Genomic DNA, 16,342 nt, shown 5'->3' on the forward strand with positions numbered 1-16,342 from the left:
GGGCTCGGTATGAACAACAAGAAAGCAGGCGAACTGCCGCCAAGCGCAGTCGACGTACTGATCGTGGGCTACGGCCCGGTAGGTGCAACGCTCGCGGCACTGCTGGGACGCTACGGCATAACGACGCTGGTTCTGGACAAGAGCCATGAGATCCTGCTGATGCCCCGCGCCATCGCCCTGGACAACGAGGCGTTGCGCATCCTGCAACTCGCCGGATTGACGGAGGACGCTTTCGAGAAGATCGTGATCCCCGAAGTGCGGATGCGCTCCCCGGTCCTCGGGGATTTCGGTCGCGCCAATACCACCGGATGCATTGACGGCCACCCAAAACTGGTGACGTTCTATCAGCCCGACCTTGAGCAGGCGATGCGAGAACAGGTCTCGCGGTTCGAGTCGGTGACCAGCCTGGGAGGCTTCGAACTCGAACGCCTGATCGAGGAGCCGGGCTATGTCCTCGCCTCCGTACGGGACCAGGAGGGTCAAGTCCACTCTATTCGCGCCCGGTACCTGGTGGGTGCGGATGGCGCAAGCTCCAGGGTCAGAACCTTGATCGGCCAGGACTTCGAAGGAGAGACCTACGCCGAGGACTGGCTGATTGTCGATGCCGGTAATCGGCACCGTTCAGCGATCGACCATATCGAGTTCCTTTGCAATCCAGAACGCCCCACGCCGCACATGCCCGCACCTGGTGGAAGGGAGCGCTGGGAGTTCATGCTGCAACCGGGTGAGACGCGGGAGGAAATGGAAAATCCGGAAACCATCGCCAGGCTGATTGCGCCCTGGGTCGATCCGCAACAGCTCAAGATCGAGCGCAAGGCGGTCTATCGATTCCATGCGCGTTGCTGCAACCGCTTTAGCAAGGGACGCGTCTTTCTTGCAGGCGATGCCGCCCACATCACGCCCCCTTTCGTCGGCCAGGGCCTGGTCGCCGGGCTTCGCGATGTCGCCAACCTGGCCTGGAAGCTCGCCTGGGTCCTGCGCGGCCAGGCCTCGGCGTCGGTGTTGAACTCCTATGACGAAGAACGCCGGCCGCATGCAAAGGCCATGATCGATATGGCCAAGCTCATGGGACGCCTGGTCATGCCCAGGAACAAGCTGGCGGCCTTCTTCACCCATGGCCTGATGCGCCTGCTTGCGTTGACGCCGGCCACCCGGAAATACTTCGAGGAGCTGGACATCAAACCGAAGAACATTTTCAAGAACGGTCTTTTCGCCCCCCATCGCCGCGGCGACAAACTGGTTCGCGGAGGACTCTTTCCCCAGGCCTGGGTTCGCAACGCCCAACAACAGGTTCATCTGAGTGACGATGCGCTCGGGGACCACCTCACCCTGATCGGATTTGGCGTTGACCCGTTGTCACGGCTATCCGCCGATCAGATCGGCGCCTGGAAAAAAGCCGGCGGCAACTTCCTGCACATCGGCTCATGCGGTCAGCGCCCGGAGGGCGATTGCGCCTTCATCGAGGACCTGAGCCATGGCCTCCTGCCGCTGGCGGCCAAGGGCACCCTGGTCGTGGTACGTCCCGACCGCCTCATCATGCACCATGCTCCCGGCGCTGAAGCCGGCCAACTGGTTCAAACCTGCATTGACCTGATGGCGAGCCGTGGCTCCATTGTTGATAGCGTTTCCGTTACCATCAGCGAGCCTCCCCGATTACGAGCCTGAGAATGCCCTCTTCCACCCCTGCTGCAGAATCAGTCGCCCCCCAAGCGCTCACGCGAGGCCACAAAAAGCGCGAGCGCACCCGTCGCGGCCTGGTGGATGCAGCACAACGCCTTGTTGCGCGCAAGGAGGTGGGGGAGATCGCCCTGTTCGAGGTCGCCGCGGAGGCGGCGGTCTCCAACGGCACCATCTACAACTACTTCCGCACTCGCGACGAAGTGCTTGAGGCGGTGGGCATCGCCATGGCCACCGAGTTCTCCGATACCATCTCCGCCCTGAGTACAGGCGTGCACAGCGGCGCCCAGCGGCTGTCCATCGGTGTGCGCATGTTCATCGGTCGGGCTGCCGATGACCACCCGTGGGCCAGTGCGCTTCTGCGCATCATTCATTTCGGCCAGGCCACGCGCTCGCGATTGGCCGCCCATGTGCTGGATGACCTGCGCGAAGGCCGTCGTGAGGGCGCTTTTGCTTTCGAAGACGAAGGCATCGCCCTGGACCTGGTGCTGTCATGCACGACCGGGGCAATGCGCGCCATTGTCGAGGGGCGCATGGAGGCGGAGCACGACATCCAGGTCGCCGAAATGATCCTCAAGGCTCTGGGGGCTACACCTGCAAAAGCCAGGAAAATCGCCAGCCTGCCGCTCCCCGCCCTGGCAGCGGTCGACCAGGATCCAGAGCCCTCATAAAATGAACACAAATGTTCAAAATCTCACAGGCACGACAGCCAAAAAACCAATAACCAGCCCCTATTAACGCCCGTAGATACAGGGATCCCGATAAAAAACATTCTCCAGCTCAAAAAAGTCGTTGACCATAATTGAACACGAGTGTTCAATACATTCTCAGACGAGCCTGGAGATAAAGCGTGGAATCCCTGAATCCGGTACAACGGCGCATCCATCAAGCCGCCCTTCGCCTCTTCGCCGAGCGCGGCGCCATTGACGTGAGTATCAGCGATCTTGCACTTGAGGCTGGCGTTGCTCGCGGGACGATCTACAGCAACGTGAAAAGCATGGAGCAGCTGTTCGAAGCGGTTGCGGCCCATCTCAGCGCTGAAATGCACGAACGGGTCAACAAAAGTTTCGAGACCCTCACCCACCCTGCTCACCGCCTTGCCAACGGCATCCGCTTCTTCATCCGGCGCACGCATGAGGAGCCGCAGTGGGGCACCTTCATTCATCGATTCGCGATGAGTAACGCCTCGCTACGCGAGATGTTCGCCAGCCAGGCCACGAAGGACTTGTTGGAGGGGCTTGCCGGCGGGTGCTACAGCTTCAGAGAAGAGCAACTGCTCTCGGTCATCACGCTGATCTCCAGCAGTGTACTGGGCGCGATGTTCCTGGTGCTGGAAGGTCATAGAACCTGGCGCGATGCGGGTGCCGACACCGCGGAATTCGTGCTCCGGGCACTGGGAGTACCTGCACAGGAGGCTGGACGACTGGCGACCGAGGAACTGCCCGCGCTCCTCGCGCTCGACTAGCCCTTCACTGCCGAGATGGTTTTCACCCCTGCTATGCATGGGGCGGGGCGCGGCTTTGCCCGAAAAAAGTTCGGAGAGGAAAAACAATGAATAATAGTACCGCAGTACCTCGACTGAAGACGCTGCAACCTGCCCGGCACCCTGCCCCGACAGTCAAGGCCCAACGTCTTACCCACCTCATCTTCGAGCGACCGGACCTTGATGACGCGGCACGCTTTCTGAGTGACTTCGGCCTGACCATCAGTCACCAGGATGCCGATACGCTTTATCTCCGGGCAGCCGACCCCACACCCTACTGCTACCGCATTCATCGGGGCGCCCAGGCACGCTTTCTCGGCTTCGGACTGGAAGTTCGCAGCGAGGCTGATCTGGATCGCCTGGCCGAGACCGAGGGGGCTTCGCCCGTCGAGCCCATCACGCATCCGGGTATCGGCAAACAGGTCCGGCTGCGGGATCCCTCCGGATTCATTGTGGAAGCCATCCATGGACAGTCCGCCAGCGATCCCCTGCCGCACAGGTCCGCGCTTGCGTTCAATCTCGCGGACAAGCAGCCACGCATCAACAAGGCTCAGCGGCCCCCGGTAGCGCCCCCGGAAGTACTGCGCCTCGGCCATGTCGTCATCGAGGTTGCCGATTACCAAGCCACCTGCGCCTGGTATACGCAGCATTTCGGACTGATTCCCAGCGATATACAGGTTCTCCCGGATGGCACCCCCATCGTCACGTTCATGCGCCTGGACCGCGGCGAGATTCCGACGGACCACCACACCCTCGCCATTGCCCAGGGATTCACGGCGACCTACAGCCACAGCGCCTATGAGCTGGTCGATGCCGATGCCGTGGGCATGGGTCAACGCGTCCTGCGGGAGCAAGGCTGGCAGCACGCATGGGGAATCGGCCGGCACATTCTGGGTAGCCAAATCTTCGACTACTGGCAGGACCCATGGGGTGACAAGCACGAACACTACTGTGACGGCGACATTTTCACTTCCACGCAGCCCACCGGCATTCATGCGGTCAGCCGCGAGGCCATGGCGCAATGGGGGCAACGCATGCCCAAGAGCTTCACGCAGCCAAAGCTGACGCTGGTCAATCTGCGCGCTCTGATTCGCAATCTGCGACACAGCCCGGACTTGACGCTACGCAAGCTCATGACGCTTTTCCGCCTGTTCGGATAAGACCGTCTGCCCGATGCGCTGGAGCAGGCTGCCCGTGCGCCCCTGCCCCACATTGGCCCAGTACAACAACTCCGCCCGACAAAACGGGCGAACGATGCTTCAGGAGTGCCTTCAATGCCCGCTGTCCATATTGTCCGCTTCGAATATCAAGATGCCGTCCATTGGGGGGTCATACGTCAGAACCTGATCACGCCGATTCCAGGAAACTTTGCCACGACCGGCGAGTTCATCGGCCAGAACAGTATCGACGACCTGCTTCAACTGAAGGGCGTCGAGCTGGCCGAGAACGAAGTCAAACTGCTGTCCCCGGTAACCCGTAATCAGCAGTTCGTTTGCCAGGGCGCCAACTACCGCCAGCACATGATCGAGTCGGGCATGGACCCCGATGCGAAGAACTTCAACATGATCTTCACCAAAGCGACGAGCTGCCTGGTGGCGGCGGACAGCGACTTGATCAAGCCGCGCAATGTGCGCTTCCTGGACTACGAAATCGAACTGGGCCTGGTGATGAAACGCGCGATCACCGGCCCCGTTTCCGTCACCGACGACAACCTGCATGAGTTCGTCGCCGGCGTCGTCATCGTCAACGACTACTCGGCCCGTGACATCCAGATTCCCCAGATGCAGTTCTACAAAGGCAAGAGCTTCCGTACCTTTGGCCCGGTCGGCCCCTACCTCTGCCTGCTGGGCCCCCAGGACATGCATTACCTGAAGGCGCTGCAACTGCGCCTGACAGTCAACGGCCAGGTGCGCCAAAGCGACAGTACCGCCAACCTGGTCTACGGCCCCGCGGAAACCCTGACAGAGCTCTCATCCGTTCAAGATCTTGCCCCAGGAGACCTGCTTGCCACCGGCACGCCGGCTGGCTGCGCCCTGAGCGTCCCCTCCCCCGGCAAGCAACGTATCGCGGCCCTGCTACCGGAAGCCGCCAAGTGGAAAATGTTCCTCAAGGTCCAGGAGAAACGCTCTCAATATCTCAAGCCAGGCGACCAGGTCGAGGCGCATATTCGTAGCACCGACGGCTTGATCGACCTGGGTGTCCAGCGCAACCGGGTAGTGGGAGAACGCTGATGACCGTGCAGAGCCTGGCAGACATCAGCAGCCTCGAACAAGTCCCGCTTTCGGAGCGTGGATTACCCTCGAGCACCTATGAAGCCTTGCGCCGTGCCGCCGAATGCAATCCTCGGGCGCCGGCACTGAGCTTCGTTCCCGATGCGATCGACTTCAAACGCACCTTCGAATGGAACTACACCCAGCTCTTCGCGCAGATAACCCGCGCGGCGAATGCCTTCCACGACCTGGGCATCGTGCCAGGGGAAGTGCTCGCCTTTATCCTGCCCAACCTGCCAGAGACCCATTTCACCATCTGGGGCGGCGAAGCGGCGGGGATCGTCATGGCGATCAACCCATTGCTGGAAGCGAAGCAGATCGCCAACCTGCTGCATTCGGCCAAAGCCACCGTGGTGGTGACGCTGGCGCCCACCCTGGATAACAACCTGTGGGCCAAATTAGCTGGCCCGTTGAACGATCTCCCCGGAATCAGGCACATCGTCTGGGTCAGCATGGCGCCCTATGTCAGCGAACCTGAACGCGACACGCTCGCAAGCCTGGCGCGCAAGGCCCGCGCACTCCACAGCAATGCCGCGATCCACGATTTGCAGACGCTGCTGGAGGCCCAACCAGAGACTCACCTCAAGAGCGGCCGGCAAATCCGCCCGGAAGAACGCTCCTCCTACTTCTGTACCGGCGGCACCACCGGGCTCCCCAAGATTGCCGCGCGGACTCACGGCTCGGAAGTGTTCAACGCCTGGGCCATGGCCGCACATTTACAACCACGCGGCAGTGGCCAGGTGATCTTTTGCGGCCTGCCGCTCTTCCATGTCAACGGACAACTGGTCACGGGACTGATGCCCTGGACCCAAGGTGATCACGTGATCCTTGGCACGGCACAAGGCTATCGAGACCCGGGCGTTATCCCCCACTTCTGGGCGATGGTCGAACACTTCGGCATCAACTTCTTTTCCGGCGTGCCCACGGTCTACGCCGCCTTGCTCAGAAACGATCCGAGCAATCATGACCTGTCCAGCCTTCGTTATGCGCTGTGTGGCGCCGCGCCCATGCCAGTAGAACTCTTTCGAGAGTTCGAACGCCAGACCGGGGTACATATCCTGGAAGGTTACGGACTCACAGAGGGCGCCTGCGTCTCCTGCGTCAATCCGCCCCACGGTGAGCGACGTATTGGCTCCATCGGGATCCGCCTCGCCTATCAGGACATGCGCTTGGTGGTGCTGAATGATTCCGGGTTGTACCTGCGCGACGCCGACATCGACGAAGTCGGTCTGGTCACGATCGCCGGTCCCAACCTGTTCGACGGTTATCTGGAGCCGCACCACAATCAGGGCCTGTGGATCGATATCGACAGCCGACGCTGGCTGAATACCGGCGATCTGGGTCGCCAGGACGCACAGGGCTACCTGTGGCTGACCGGGCGCAAAAAAGAATTGATCATTCGTGGAGGTCACAACATCGACCCCAAGCAAATCGAGGAAACATTGCAGGCACATCCGGCGATTGCACTGGCTGCCGCCATTGGCTGTCCCGACGCCCACTCCGGGGAGGTCCCCGTCGCCTATGTCCAATTGAAGCCGGGACAATTGTGCACGACCGAAGAACTGCTGGCGTTCGCCCATCTCAACATCAGCGAACGCGCCGCCATCCCCAAACGAATTGAAATACTGAAGGAACTACCACTGACCGCGGTGGGCAAGATATTCAAACCAGCCCTGCAACAACGAGAGGTCGCCAACACCGTGCAGCAGGAGATCGGACACCTTGGGCTCTCCGGTATTGAGGTCAACGTCGTGCAAGATAATAACCGAGGACTTTTAGTTCGCATCCGAGCAGGCGCTCACCAAAAAATTCTTGCCCCTCTCCTGGGGTGTTACAGCTTTCAAGTTGACTGGATCGACTGAAAACAAGTCCAACTCTGCAATCCCGAACAATACCCCCTGACACTGAGCTGCCAGGGATTATCAAGCAATAGATCAAATCCGACTTCCACCCAGAAGTACACGGAAAGGCGAAGCCTTGCCTGCGTCATCTGCCTGATGCAATCGACAAAAACAATAACGAGGTAAACATCATGAATCAGAAGCGTCGCGTAGCACCTTGTCTGGGCACTCACCAAACGCCCATTAGTTGGCTCAAACTGGTTTATACCGTTGCCATGATCGGCACGTCGACAACGGCACTGGCCAATGGCATTACGCTCAATGAGCAAAGCACCAGCAGTGCCGGGACCGCCTATGCGGGACGCTCGTCATCCGCGCTGGACGCCAGCACGATATATGGGAATCCCGCGGGGCTGACCAAGTTGCCCCGCAGCGAACTGAGCGGCGGTATCTCGGTCCTCGCGATCAAGGACAACATCAGCGACTCCCAGAGCAATGCCACAGGAACGAGCAAGGGCAACTCCGTCCCCTTGGCCGCCGTTCCCTTCGCCTATTTTTCAGCCCCCCTTGACGACCGTTTCTCGGCGGGCCTGGGGCTCTATGTTCCGTTCGGCCTGGTCAACAATTATGAGAGCAGCTTCCAAGGCCGCTATTTTGGCGCCTATAGCAAGACCGAGGCGATCACCCTGCAACCGACCCTCGCCTACCGAGTCAATGATTACGTCTCTATTGGTGGCGGTCCGACGCTGAACCGCTTCGATGCAAAGCTCCAGAACAATCTGGCCACCGGCGCCTTGAACAACGGCAAAGAGACATTGGTCACCATCAAGGGAGATGACACGGCCATTGGTTATAACCTTGGCGTCCTGTTTGACTTGAACGATGCAACCCGCTGGGGAGTGACTTATCACTCGAAGGTCAGCTATCACCTCAAAGGACAAACCGAGGTTGCCGATGCACCCGCAGCGCTTGGCCTGAACGGAAAATATAATGCCAGGATAGGTCTTGATACGCCTGAATCAATGGATACCTCCATTACTCATCATTTCAATGATCGCTGGACCGGATACCTGAGCACCGTCTGGACACGCTGGAGCCGTCTCGACAAATTCGAGGCCATCAATAGCGGTGTTTCCGCGGCCGGGCAGAGTTTCGGTCTAGGCCGTGTCGGCGAGACACTGAACTGGCACGACACCTGGGCTGGCGCGATCGGTGCATCCTATCAACTTGACCGGCAGTGGCTGCTGCGCGCCGGTTACTCCTACGACCCCTCCACTGTTCAAAATGCGGACCGCAGCGTGCGAATCCCGGTCGGCAACCGCAACTCCATAACCCTGGGTGCGGCTTTTTCGCCGAATGCGGATATGACCATAGACGTTGCTTATGGTTATATTTGGGACTCCACGGCCTCGGTGAGACAGTCGAATAACTCAGGTCTTCAACCGAGCTATAGTGCCAAATACGATAACAGTGCCAATGAATTGTCGGTGCAGTTGACCTATCGCTACTGATCGACAATAGACCTGACGGTAACCGGCATTTCTTCTAATGCCGGAACACCCTGATGGAGTTCAAGGCTGTCATTCCACAGTGCACGCACTCGCTCCTTGAGCATCAGCGCCTCATCCCAACGGTTACTGATGTCCGCACCATCAACTCCGGTAATGGCGTAAGGCGGTGGACCCAGCTCACACGTGAAGGACAGGCTATCGGGGGTGTTTGGGCGAGCCAACCAGTCTTCGATCCCATAGCGCCACCAGCCCAGGAAACGCTCCAACCAGGGTCGATGCTGGGCGAAACTCAAGGGCACCTGAATCTGTTCGCCATTGGCCACCCGGCCATGGAAACCCCAGCTATGACGCAGGATTTCATGGATCTGCTCGTCGTCTTCGGCAACGGCCGTCTCTGGCAACTCGCGACCCACGACATAGTGGGAAAGATCAGCCAACAACTTGAGGTCGGGCATCTCGGCAAGCAGGTCGAGGGTGAACAACAGGTCGCTGGTCAACCGGTAACGATGGGTTTCCAGGAGAATCGGAAAGTCCACCTGCTCGGCCAGGCGCTGCCACCCCTCGACCAGCCGGACAGCCTGGCCCAGGCTGCGCGGGCGCACATCCGCCTGCAAGGTGAGGTGATGGCAACCATGGCGACAGGCAACATCGAGCGCCGCTGCCAGGTCATCCACCGTTCGCGGAAAGACCTGGCCCTCGATCTGTAACCCGAGTCCCTTGGCGGCGGTACTCAAGCGCCTCGCGTGTTGCCCGCCCCAGAAATGGTCGGTGACGCCGTCAAAGCCGGCGGCAGCGATTTGCTCCAGCTGTGCCTCCAGGGGCAGGTCGCACTGACCACGGTGATCGAGCATCGCCCACAGGGACTGAAACACCAGAAATTCACGCATATCAACTCCGCAGCAAGGATTTGAGAGAAACGCCCGGATCGACCAGGAGCCGCATGTCCAGGGGAATGCGCGCAGCGATCAGGCGCTCGCACACCTTGATGTCCTTGGCGATGCTGTTACCCGGCCCCCAGGCGCAAGCCCCTTGCAAACGCCGCTCGCCATCCAGATGAAACAACAGGAAAGCGCCACCCGGAAGCTCGCGACTGGCACTGGGTTCGGTACCGGCGATCACCCCGACGGTCTGCAGCCCCCAGTCGTACTGATCGGACCAGAAACCGGGAATCATCTCGAAAGGCTGCCCGGCGCCCAGCAGGTTGAGCGCGGCATGACGCCCCTGGGCCTCGGCGTTGCGCCAGGTTTCCTGGCGCTGGAAAGCCCCTTGCGGGTGCAGCCGGAACTCACAGACATCGCCTGCGGCAAAGATGTCCGGCGCACTGCTGCGCAGTTGGGCGTCGACGCGAATGCCCTGGCCGACCTCAAGCCCGGCAGCCATGGCCAACTCGCTGTTCGGTTGCATGCCGATGCCCACCACCACCCAGTCGCAGAACAGCCGCTGGCCATCGACCAGTTGCACAGACTCAACCTGAGTAACGCCCTGCACCGCTTCAATGCCCACGTCCAGTCGGACATCCACGCCCTGGCTACGATGCAGTGCCAGCAGAACGCTGGACAACCGTTCCGGCAACACCCGAGCCGCCAGGCGCGGTCCGGCTTCGAGCAAAGTCACCGTGCAACCCAGGGCCCGGGCGGTGGCTGCAACTTCGAGCCCGATGAAGCCGCCGCCGATGATCACCAACCGGGTGCCGGGCCGTAACGAAGCCCGCAGCGCCAGCGCCTCGTCATGGGTACGCAGATAAAGCAGATTGAGCAGAGACTCGGGCACTGAGGCCAGTCTGCGCGAGCGCCCTCCCGTCGCCAGCAACAAACGGGCGTAATGCAGCCAACTGCCGTCGGCCAACTGCAGGCGATGCTGCTGCGGATCCAGGCATTGCACCGGGTTACCGGCCAGGTGTTCGATGCCCAGTTCGGCGAGCCGGGCCCTGTCGCACAGGCTGTAACCCGGCAGATCGACCGTGCCCTGCAACAGCCCTTTGGACAGCGGCGGACGTTCATAGGGCGGGTGAATCTCGTCGCCTATCAGGATCAGGCGACCGCTATAACCCTCGCCGCGCAGGGTCAGGGCCGCGCGGCCACCGGCGTGCCCGGCACCAACGATGACCAGTGGAGCATTGGCATGATTCATGGCACAGACTCCGTGCAGTCAAGCCGTGATGCCGAGCAGGACACGCCCCGCCTCGACCCGAACGTCATAGGTCTTGAGGTTGACGCACACCGGTGCGCCAAGGGCTTTGCCCGAGCGGTAGTCAAAACGCCCGTTGTGCTTGGGACACTCGATGACATGATCCATCACCAGGCCATCGGCCAGGTGAATGGACTCGTGGGTGCACAGGCCCGCCGTGGCGAAAAACTCGCCGTCGGCGGAGCGGTAGACGGCATAGGTGTGCTGGCCATGGTCGAAACGAATGACGTCTTCTTCATGGATATCGCCCACGGCACATACATCGATCCATTGATCGGTCATGGTGTTTTCTCTGGTAGGGGTACGGACAGGAAGGTGTCAGGCCGACGTTGCTTCAGGTTCTGCCTGGACGGTGGCGGTCGGCGCTGCGGGTTGTGGCAACGGACGACAGACGAAATGGCTCGGGTCCTTGCGCTGCTTCCAGAGGGTCGGGATGATTTCCCTGAAGGCCTCGGGCAGGCTGCCGTAAGGCGGCGGGCAGTCGTGACGGATCTCCTCGTGAAGCTGCGCCAGCGCATGAAACGGCACCATCGGATACATGTGATGCTCCAGGTGATAGTTCATGTTGAGGTACAGAAAGCGCAGCAGCGGGTTCATGTAGATCGTGCGGCAGTTGCTGCGGTGATCGAGCACGTCCTCAGCCAGGCCGACATGCTGCGACAGGCCGAACAGGTAGGACAGCCAACCGCCGTAGAGGGTTGGCAGACCGATAAACATCAGTGGAAGCCAGCTCTGCAGATAAAACGCAGCGCCCACGGTGAGCCCATGGATGGCCAGCCAGATGCGCGCATCCCTGGCCACCTTGGGCCATTCGGATTCGGGGATGAATGTCCGCTCCTCCTCGCCCATCCGCCCTGCCGCATGCCGGCAGACCGACCCCATCGTCTTCAACGCATAAGGCATCCTGAACAGACTCAGCACCATCATGACCAGGCTCGGCGGACGCGGCTCGACGATCTCCGGATCGCGGCCGACGATAATGGTGTCGGTGTGGTGCCGTGCGTGGCTCCAGCGCCAGACTTGAGGTTCGAACATGAACATGAAGCTCGATACCTGATAGACCACATCATTCATCCAGCGGGTCTTGAACGCCGTACCATGAGCCGTTTCGTGCCAACGGGCATTGGACGCCGTGCCGTAGAGCAGCCCATAGGCGAAGAAGAACGGAACGCAGGCCCAGGAGCCCCAGAACCAGTAGCCGCCGAACCCGGTCACGACCATCGCCAGCAACCAGATCGCGGTATCACGCAAGGCCGGACCGTCGCGGCGCTGCATCAATTCCTTGAGGCGTTTACGGGGAATGGGGGATTGATACCAGTTGGCCGACACCAGGCCTTTTTGTACCGCTCTGGCGGCTTCGGGACCGGTCAATCGATAGTCCCTTGGCACGGGCTTACCGGGGTTTTCAAAAGCTGCTGGCTGTTCGGGCATTTTATTGTTCTCCGCAAGCTTGATGGTTTTAGGCACTTGCTTCGATGCGGGAATGGCATCGCTGGAGAAAATATAGGGAGCGCACAAATCCCCCTCAAGTCCTTGAATACATTCCCTATCAAGCTATCATCCAAGCCCATTGCAGCTTGATAGTTTTCTATCAAGGCGACCCGGGGGCCCATCATGAACCAGCGCCTACGCCCGACCATCAGCACCGTCGCCGAGCAGGCCGGCCTGAGTGTCGCCACCGTCGATCGAGTGCTCAACGCCCGTGCCCCGGTCAATCCACAGACCGCCGAGCGCGTGTTCCAGGCGGCCGAGGCGGTCGGTTATTTCGCCGCCCGGCTGATCGGCCAGCGCATCCGCGAACGACGCCCCAGCTACCGTTTCGGCATTCTCCTGCTCGGTACCGCCCAGGCGTTCTATGGCAACCTGGCAGCCGCTATCAACGTGGCGGCGCAACGGCAGCCCGACGCCAACCTGAGCTGCCGTTTCGACTACATCGTGGATCGCAGCCCCAACGCCATCGTGAGCCAGATCGAACAACTGGCGGTGCAATGCGACGGGTTGGCGGTGGTCAGCTTCGCCCATCCGTTGATCAATGCGTGTATCGCCCAGATTCGCGCCGCCGGAGTGCCGGTCGTCGCACTGCTCTCGGATATCGACGAGGCCGCGCAGGAACCTTATGTCGGCCTGAACAATCATGAGGTGGGACGCACCATGGGCTGGCTGCTGGCGCACACCTGCAGCGCGCACAGGGGGAGCATCGCCGTGCTGCTGGGTGGGCATCGGTTTCTCGGCCATCAGGCCCGCGTCGAAGGGTTGCGCAGCTATCTGACGGCACACGCGCCGGGGCTGAAGATGCTGGAGGCGGTGATCAACCTGGACAACAACGATCTCACCGAGGAGGTCACCCTGGACCTGCTGGTACGCCATAAGGATCTGCGGGGTTTGTGCGTGGTCGGCGGCGGTGGCGACGGGATCATCAGTGCGCTGGCGCAACTGCCCCGACCACCGACACTGTGCAGCATCCTGCCGGAGGCCACCGAGCGTTCACGGCAAGCGCTGGATCAGGGCCTGATCACCCTGGTGATCGACTCCCAGCCACAGCTACTGGGGCAAGCCCTGATCGAGCTGATGGTGGAACTGCAAATCCGACCGGACTTCGATCCTCTGCGGCAGCGCATCCATGTGCCCCTGCAGATCGTGACCTCGGAGAACGCTCGAACCAGCGACAAGCGATCGTTCGACGCGGGTGTCAAACCATCACCACCGGGTACTTGAATCCCTTACGCCTCAATCATTCCCAGCGCCGCGAACAGCGGCCCGAGCTGCTGGGCATGTGCGCGCCAGCTGACCAATGAACCAGGCGCCGATCGGACGCATCGCGAACCCGGCACCAAAGGTGAGCAATGACAGCAACAGCGATGCAAACGCACTGTCGGAAGGAAAGAACAACTTGCCAATGGCCACTGCCGAAAAGCTGTAGACCGTGAAGTCATAAGTCTCCAGGCCATTACCCATAGCCGCCGCCCAGGCCATGCGCTTTTTGTGCGCACGGGTATGTGCTGACAACTCGATCAGTGACGCCGGAGCCTGTGGAGATACAGAGGAATTTTGCATTTTCCCTGCCCTAGGACAGCATTGAACATCAGAAAATGCTCACTTCAGGCTCCTTGCCATGAACATAGGTGCAGGTGTGTGGTGATTTGGCGGGTGGTGCCGGTTTTCCCTTTCGAATCGGCTACCAAGGCTGCCTTGATACAAGGATGTAACAACTAATGTCAAATCAGCATCACTCAAGGTCATGGCCCCGTAACCATTGTTCTTCATGGAGTTGTTTTTGGAGTCGTTTTCAGCGGGTATCAAGCCCCCCAAAAGTCGAGAAGAACGCAACGCCAATATTGTAACTATAGGCCTGAATGTGCGGTCCAAACCGATCACTGAACACTCACAAAGGTCACTATATTGACCTTGTCGGTCAGTGGTATCTATAGTGCCCTCCCCGTCACTCATCTTTCAACGAGGCTATGCATGTCAGCTGATTTTCATCATCTATTGCTGGTTTTCACGGTCTACGTCATCGGTGCGGCAAGTCCAGGGCCGAGCAATATGCGCATCATGGGGGTTGCTATGCAGCAAGGCAGGCAAGCCGCCCTATGCTTGGCGGCAGGGGTGGTAAGCGGCTCTCTGTTCTGGGGTTCCCTTGCCGCCACGGGCATATCTGCTGTGCTGGCCGAGTACGCGAAAGCACTGATTGTCATGAAGGTTTTTGGGGGGGCTTATCTGCTTTTCCTCGGTTTCAAAGCTGCTCGTTCTGCACTCAAGACCGATGAGCGACTTGAGACAGGTGCTATACAATCGCCTAAAATAACCGGCTTCAAGCTGTACCAACGTGGCCTGCTCATGCACCTGACCAACCCCAAGGCACTGCTTGGCTGGGTCGCCACCATGACGCTTGGCTTGGGCCCAGAAGCTTCGCAATCGACAGTTTCCTTCATTTTGGCTGGCTGCGCGGTACTCAGCATCACCATCTTCTGCGGCTATGCAATTGTCTTCTCAACTGCACCTATGATTCGTGCTTACCGACGTGCGCGCCGATGGGTTGAAGGTTCGCTTGCAATGGTTTTCGGAGCTGCTGGACTTAAGCTTTTGTTAACTAGGACCTAATCTCCCAGCTCAAATTTTGGGCGCATGGCAAAACTGCCATCGGCACGGCCAATGGAGGCGAAGCATTATTCTTTTCCCTTCGCATCCATTGTCAGTTTTTCTCACTTCAGCCCATTGGACAGAAATTGTTGGAGGCGTTCGCTGTGTGGATTTCCCAGAATTTCTGCCCCGCCCTGCTCCTCGACCCGGCCTTGATGCAGAAACAGTATCTGGCTGGAAACCTGTCGCGCAAACCCCATTTCGTGCGTGACCATCAGCATGGTGCGCCCCTCCTCAGTCAGCTTCTGTATGACTTTGAGGACTTCCCCGACAAGCTCCGGATCCAGTGCTGAAGTGGGCTCATCGAACAGAAGGATCTCCGGTTCCATGGCCAGCGCACGAGCAATCGCCACCCGCTGTTGCTGGCCGCCGGAAAGGAACGCCGGGTACTGCTCTGCCACGCGAGCCGGCAGGCCAACCTTGTCCAGATAACGCCGAGCACGCTCTTCAGCATCCTTTTTGCTGACACCCAGCACCCGGCGCGGGGCCATGGTGATGTTTTCCAGCACAGTCATGTGGCCCCACAGATTGAAATGCTGGAACACCATGGACAGGCGGGTACGCAGTCGTTGCAGTTCAGCAGCGTCAGCCACATGCATGCCATGGTGGTCCTTGACCATGCGAATCGGCTTGCCATCCAGGCTCATGGCGCCATCGTTGGGGGTTTCGAGAAAGTTGATACAACGCAGGAAGGTACTTTTACCCGAGCCGCTGGCGCCGATCAGACTGATTACATCACCGGTTTTGGCGCTCAGAGAAACGCCCTTGAGCACTTCGTGGTTACCGTAACTCTTGTGCAGGTCTTCAACAGTCAATTTGTACATGTGCGCAAGCATCCTCTAAGGGAAAATGGGTCGCCGCTGCGTAGACGTCACAACCGGCGACAAAGCCCACGGCCTGATGAGCGGCCATATGGGGCGCTAAGTCCTAGTGAGCCGGGCCCAGAAAAGCCAGCCAACGACGTTCGGCAACGCGGAACAGACCGACCAGCGCAAAGGTGACCAGCAGGTAGATCAGCGCGGTAACACCGAAGGTCTGGAAGGTCATGAAGGTCGCCGAGTTGGCGTCCCGGGCGATTTTCAGGATGTCCGGGACTGTGGCGGTGAAGGCCACGGTGGTCGAGTGCAGCATCAGGATCACTTCGTTGCTGTAGTAGGGCAACGAACGACGCAGGGCCGAGGGCATGATCACGTAGGCGTAGAGCTTCCAGCCCGTCAGACCGTAGGCCTTCGC

At 59.9% G+C, this 16,342-nt stretch carries 15 protein-coding genes and 1 pseudogene; 9 read left to right on the forward strand and 7 right to left on the reverse strand.

The features are described 5' to 3' along the window. Positions 1-9: 9 nt before the first annotated feature. The 7 genes from mhpA to UCMB321_RS17140 all read left to right on the forward strand — a co-directional run bounded on the left by mhpA (position 10) and on the right by UCMB321_RS17140 (position 8,782). Entirely contained in the window at positions 10-1,665 is a 1,656-nt protein-coding gene (mhpA, locus tag UCMB321_RS17110) for a bifunctional 3-(3-hydroxy-phenyl)propionate/3-hydroxycinnamic acid hydroxylase MhpA (RefSeq protein WP_040068972.1), read from the forward strand. Between the two features lie 2 nt (positions 1,666-1,667). Next, positions 1,668-2,348 (forward strand): TetR/AcrR family transcriptional regulator, encoded by a 681-nt coding sequence (locus UCMB321_RS17115; protein WP_052451280.1) that lies wholly within the window; start codon positions 1,668-1,670, stop codon positions 2,346-2,348. Positions 2,349-2,527: 179 nt separating this feature from the next. Further along, positions 2,528-3,142 (forward strand): TetR/AcrR family transcriptional regulator, encoded by a 615-nt coding sequence (locus tag UCMB321_RS17120; RefSeq protein WP_040068973.1) that lies wholly within the window; start codon positions 2,528-2,530, stop codon positions 3,140-3,142. A gap of 86 nt (positions 3,143-3,228) precedes the next feature. Then, positions 3,229-4,320 carry a VOC family protein gene (locus UCMB321_RS17125; RefSeq protein ID WP_040068974.1) on the forward strand — a complete coding sequence of 364 codons (1,092 nt, stop codon included), beginning with the start codon at positions 3,229-3,231 and terminating at the stop codon, positions 4,318-4,320. Positions 4,321-4,434: 114 nt separating this feature from the next. Further along, on the forward strand, positions 4,435-5,391 hold the full coding sequence (locus UCMB321_RS17130; RefSeq protein WP_040068976.1) for a fumarylacetoacetate hydrolase family protein: 957 nt from the start codon (positions 4,435-4,437) through the stop codon (positions 5,389-5,391). Further along, positions 5,391-7,292, forward strand: a complete 1,902-nt coding sequence (locus UCMB321_RS17135) for an acyl-CoA synthetase (RefSeq protein WP_040068978.1) — start codon at positions 5,391-5,393, stop codon at positions 7,290-7,292. The genes UCMB321_RS17130 and UCMB321_RS17135 overlap by 1 nt, the downstream gene beginning before the upstream one ends. Positions 7,293-7,462: 170 nt before the next feature. Continuing rightward, positions 7,463-8,782 carry an outer membrane protein transport protein gene (locus UCMB321_RS17140; protein WP_040068981.1) on the forward strand — a complete coding sequence of 440 codons (1,320 nt, stop codon included), beginning with the start codon at positions 7,463-7,465 and terminating at the stop codon, positions 8,780-8,782. Here UCMB321_RS17140 and UCMB321_RS17145 read toward each other — a convergent pair. From UCMB321_RS17145 to UCMB321_RS17160, 4 genes are read right to left on the reverse strand one after another with little or no spacing between them, the layout of a single operon-like run. Beyond that, complete coding sequence (locus UCMB321_RS17145) at positions 8,776-9,669, reverse strand: sugar phosphate isomerase/epimerase family protein (protein ID WP_157015984.1); 894 nt, start codon at positions 9,667-9,669, stop codon at positions 8,776-8,778. The genes UCMB321_RS17140 and UCMB321_RS17145 overlap by 7 nt on opposite strands. A gap of 1 nt (position 9,670) precedes the next feature. Next, complete coding sequence (locus tag UCMB321_RS17150; RefSeq protein WP_040068983.1) at positions 9,671-10,912, reverse strand: NAD(P)/FAD-dependent oxidoreductase; 1,242 nt, start codon at positions 10,910-10,912, stop codon at positions 9,671-9,673. A gap of 18 nt (positions 10,913-10,930) precedes the next feature. Beyond that, positions 10,931-11,251, reverse strand: coding sequence for a MocE family 2Fe-2S type ferredoxin (locus UCMB321_RS17155; protein WP_040068985.1), 321 nt, complete (start codon positions 11,249-11,251; stop codon positions 10,931-10,933). Positions 11,252-11,287: 36 nt separating this feature from the next. Continuing rightward, complete coding sequence (locus tag UCMB321_RS17160; protein WP_040068987.1) at positions 11,288-12,400, reverse strand: fatty acid desaturase family protein; 1,113 nt, start codon at positions 12,398-12,400, stop codon at positions 11,288-11,290. Between the two features lie 183 nt (positions 12,401-12,583). On the opposite strand from UCMB321_RS17160, the gene UCMB321_RS17165 reads away from it, so the two are divergent. Then, the gene (locus UCMB321_RS17165) at positions 12,584-13,684 is read left to right on the forward strand and encodes a LacI family DNA-binding transcriptional regulator (RefSeq protein WP_052451281.1); all 1,101 of its coding nucleotides are present in this window, start codon (positions 12,584-12,586) and stop codon (positions 13,682-13,684) included. A 63-nt stretch (positions 13,685-13,747) separates the two neighbouring features. Here UCMB321_RS17165 and UCMB321_RS17170 read toward each other — a convergent pair. Beyond that, positions 13,748-13,942: pseudogene (locus UCMB321_RS17170) on the reverse strand (MFS transporter); the annotation flags it as partial. A 492-nt stretch (positions 13,943-14,434) separates the two neighbouring features. Between UCMB321_RS17170 and UCMB321_RS17175 the strand changes: the two are divergent. Continuing rightward, positions 14,435-15,070, forward strand: a complete 636-nt coding sequence (locus UCMB321_RS17175) for a LysE family translocator (protein WP_040068992.1) — start codon at positions 14,435-14,437, stop codon at positions 15,068-15,070. Positions 15,071-15,171: 101 nt separating this feature from the next. Here the strand turns inward: UCMB321_RS17175 and UCMB321_RS17180 are convergent, their stop codons facing one another. Both UCMB321_RS17180 and UCMB321_RS17185 read right to left on the reverse strand, forming a co-directional pair. Beyond that, positions 15,172-15,933: an ABC transporter ATP-binding protein gene (locus tag UCMB321_RS17180; protein ID WP_040068993.1), complete on the reverse strand. Its 762-nt coding sequence runs from the start codon at positions 15,931-15,933 to the stop codon at positions 15,172-15,174. 103 nt (positions 15,934-16,036) lie between these two features. Beyond that, the coding region (locus tag UCMB321_RS17185; RefSeq protein ID WP_040068995.1) for an amino acid ABC transporter permease at positions 16,037-16,342 on the reverse strand (306 nt) is incomplete at its 5' end.

It is taken from the genome of Pseudomonas batumici, assembly GCF_000820515.1.
Classification (GTDB): Bacteria; Pseudomonadota; Gammaproteobacteria; order Pseudomonadales; family Pseudomonadaceae; genus Aquipseudomonas; species Aquipseudomonas batumici.

Coding starts and splice junctions, on each gene's coding strand:
- UCMB321_RS17115 (WP_052451280.1), top strand. CDS start 1,668: ATGCCCTCTTCCACCCCTGCTGCAGAATCAGTCGCCCCCCAAGCGCTC.
- UCMB321_RS17150 (WP_040068983.1), bottom strand. CDS start 10,912: ATGAATCATGCCAATGCTCCACTGGTCATCGTTGGTGCCGGGCACGCC.
- UCMB321_RS17155 (WP_040068985.1), bottom strand. CDS start 11,251: ATGACCGATCAATGGATCGATGTATGTGCCGTGGGCGATATCCATGAA.
- UCMB321_RS17180 (WP_040068993.1), bottom strand. CDS start 15,933: ATGTACAAATTGACTGTTGAAGACCTGCACAAGAGTTACGGTAACCAC.
- UCMB321_RS17160 (WP_040068987.1), bottom strand. CDS start 12,400: ATGCCCGAACAGCCAGCAGCTTTTGAAAACCCCGGTAAGCCCGTGCCA.
- UCMB321_RS17140 (WP_040068981.1), top strand. CDS start 7,463: ATGAATCAGAAGCGTCGCGTAGCACCTTGTCTGGGCACTCACCAAACG.
- mhpA (WP_040068972.1), top strand. CDS start 10: ATGAACAACAAGAAAGCAGGCGAACTGCCGCCAAGCGCAGTCGACGTA.
- UCMB321_RS17135 (WP_040068978.1), top strand. CDS start 5,391: ATGACCGTGCAGAGCCTGGCAGACATCAGCAGCCTCGAACAAGTCCCG.
- UCMB321_RS17125 (WP_040068974.1), top strand. CDS start 3,229: ATGAATAATAGTACCGCAGTACCTCGACTGAAGACGCTGCAACCTGCC.
- UCMB321_RS17130 (WP_040068976.1), top strand. CDS start 4,435: ATGCCCGCTGTCCATATTGTCCGCTTCGAATATCAAGATGCCGTCCAT.
- UCMB321_RS17145 (WP_157015984.1), bottom strand. CDS start 9,669: ATGCGTGAATTTCTGGTGTTTCAGTCCCTGTGGGCGATGCTCGATCAC.
- UCMB321_RS17175 (WP_040068992.1), top strand. CDS start 14,435: ATGTCAGCTGATTTTCATCATCTATTGCTGGTTTTCACGGTCTACGTC.
- UCMB321_RS17165 (WP_052451281.1), top strand. CDS start 12,584: ATGAACCAGCGCCTACGCCCGACCATCAGCACCGTCGCCGAGCAGGCC.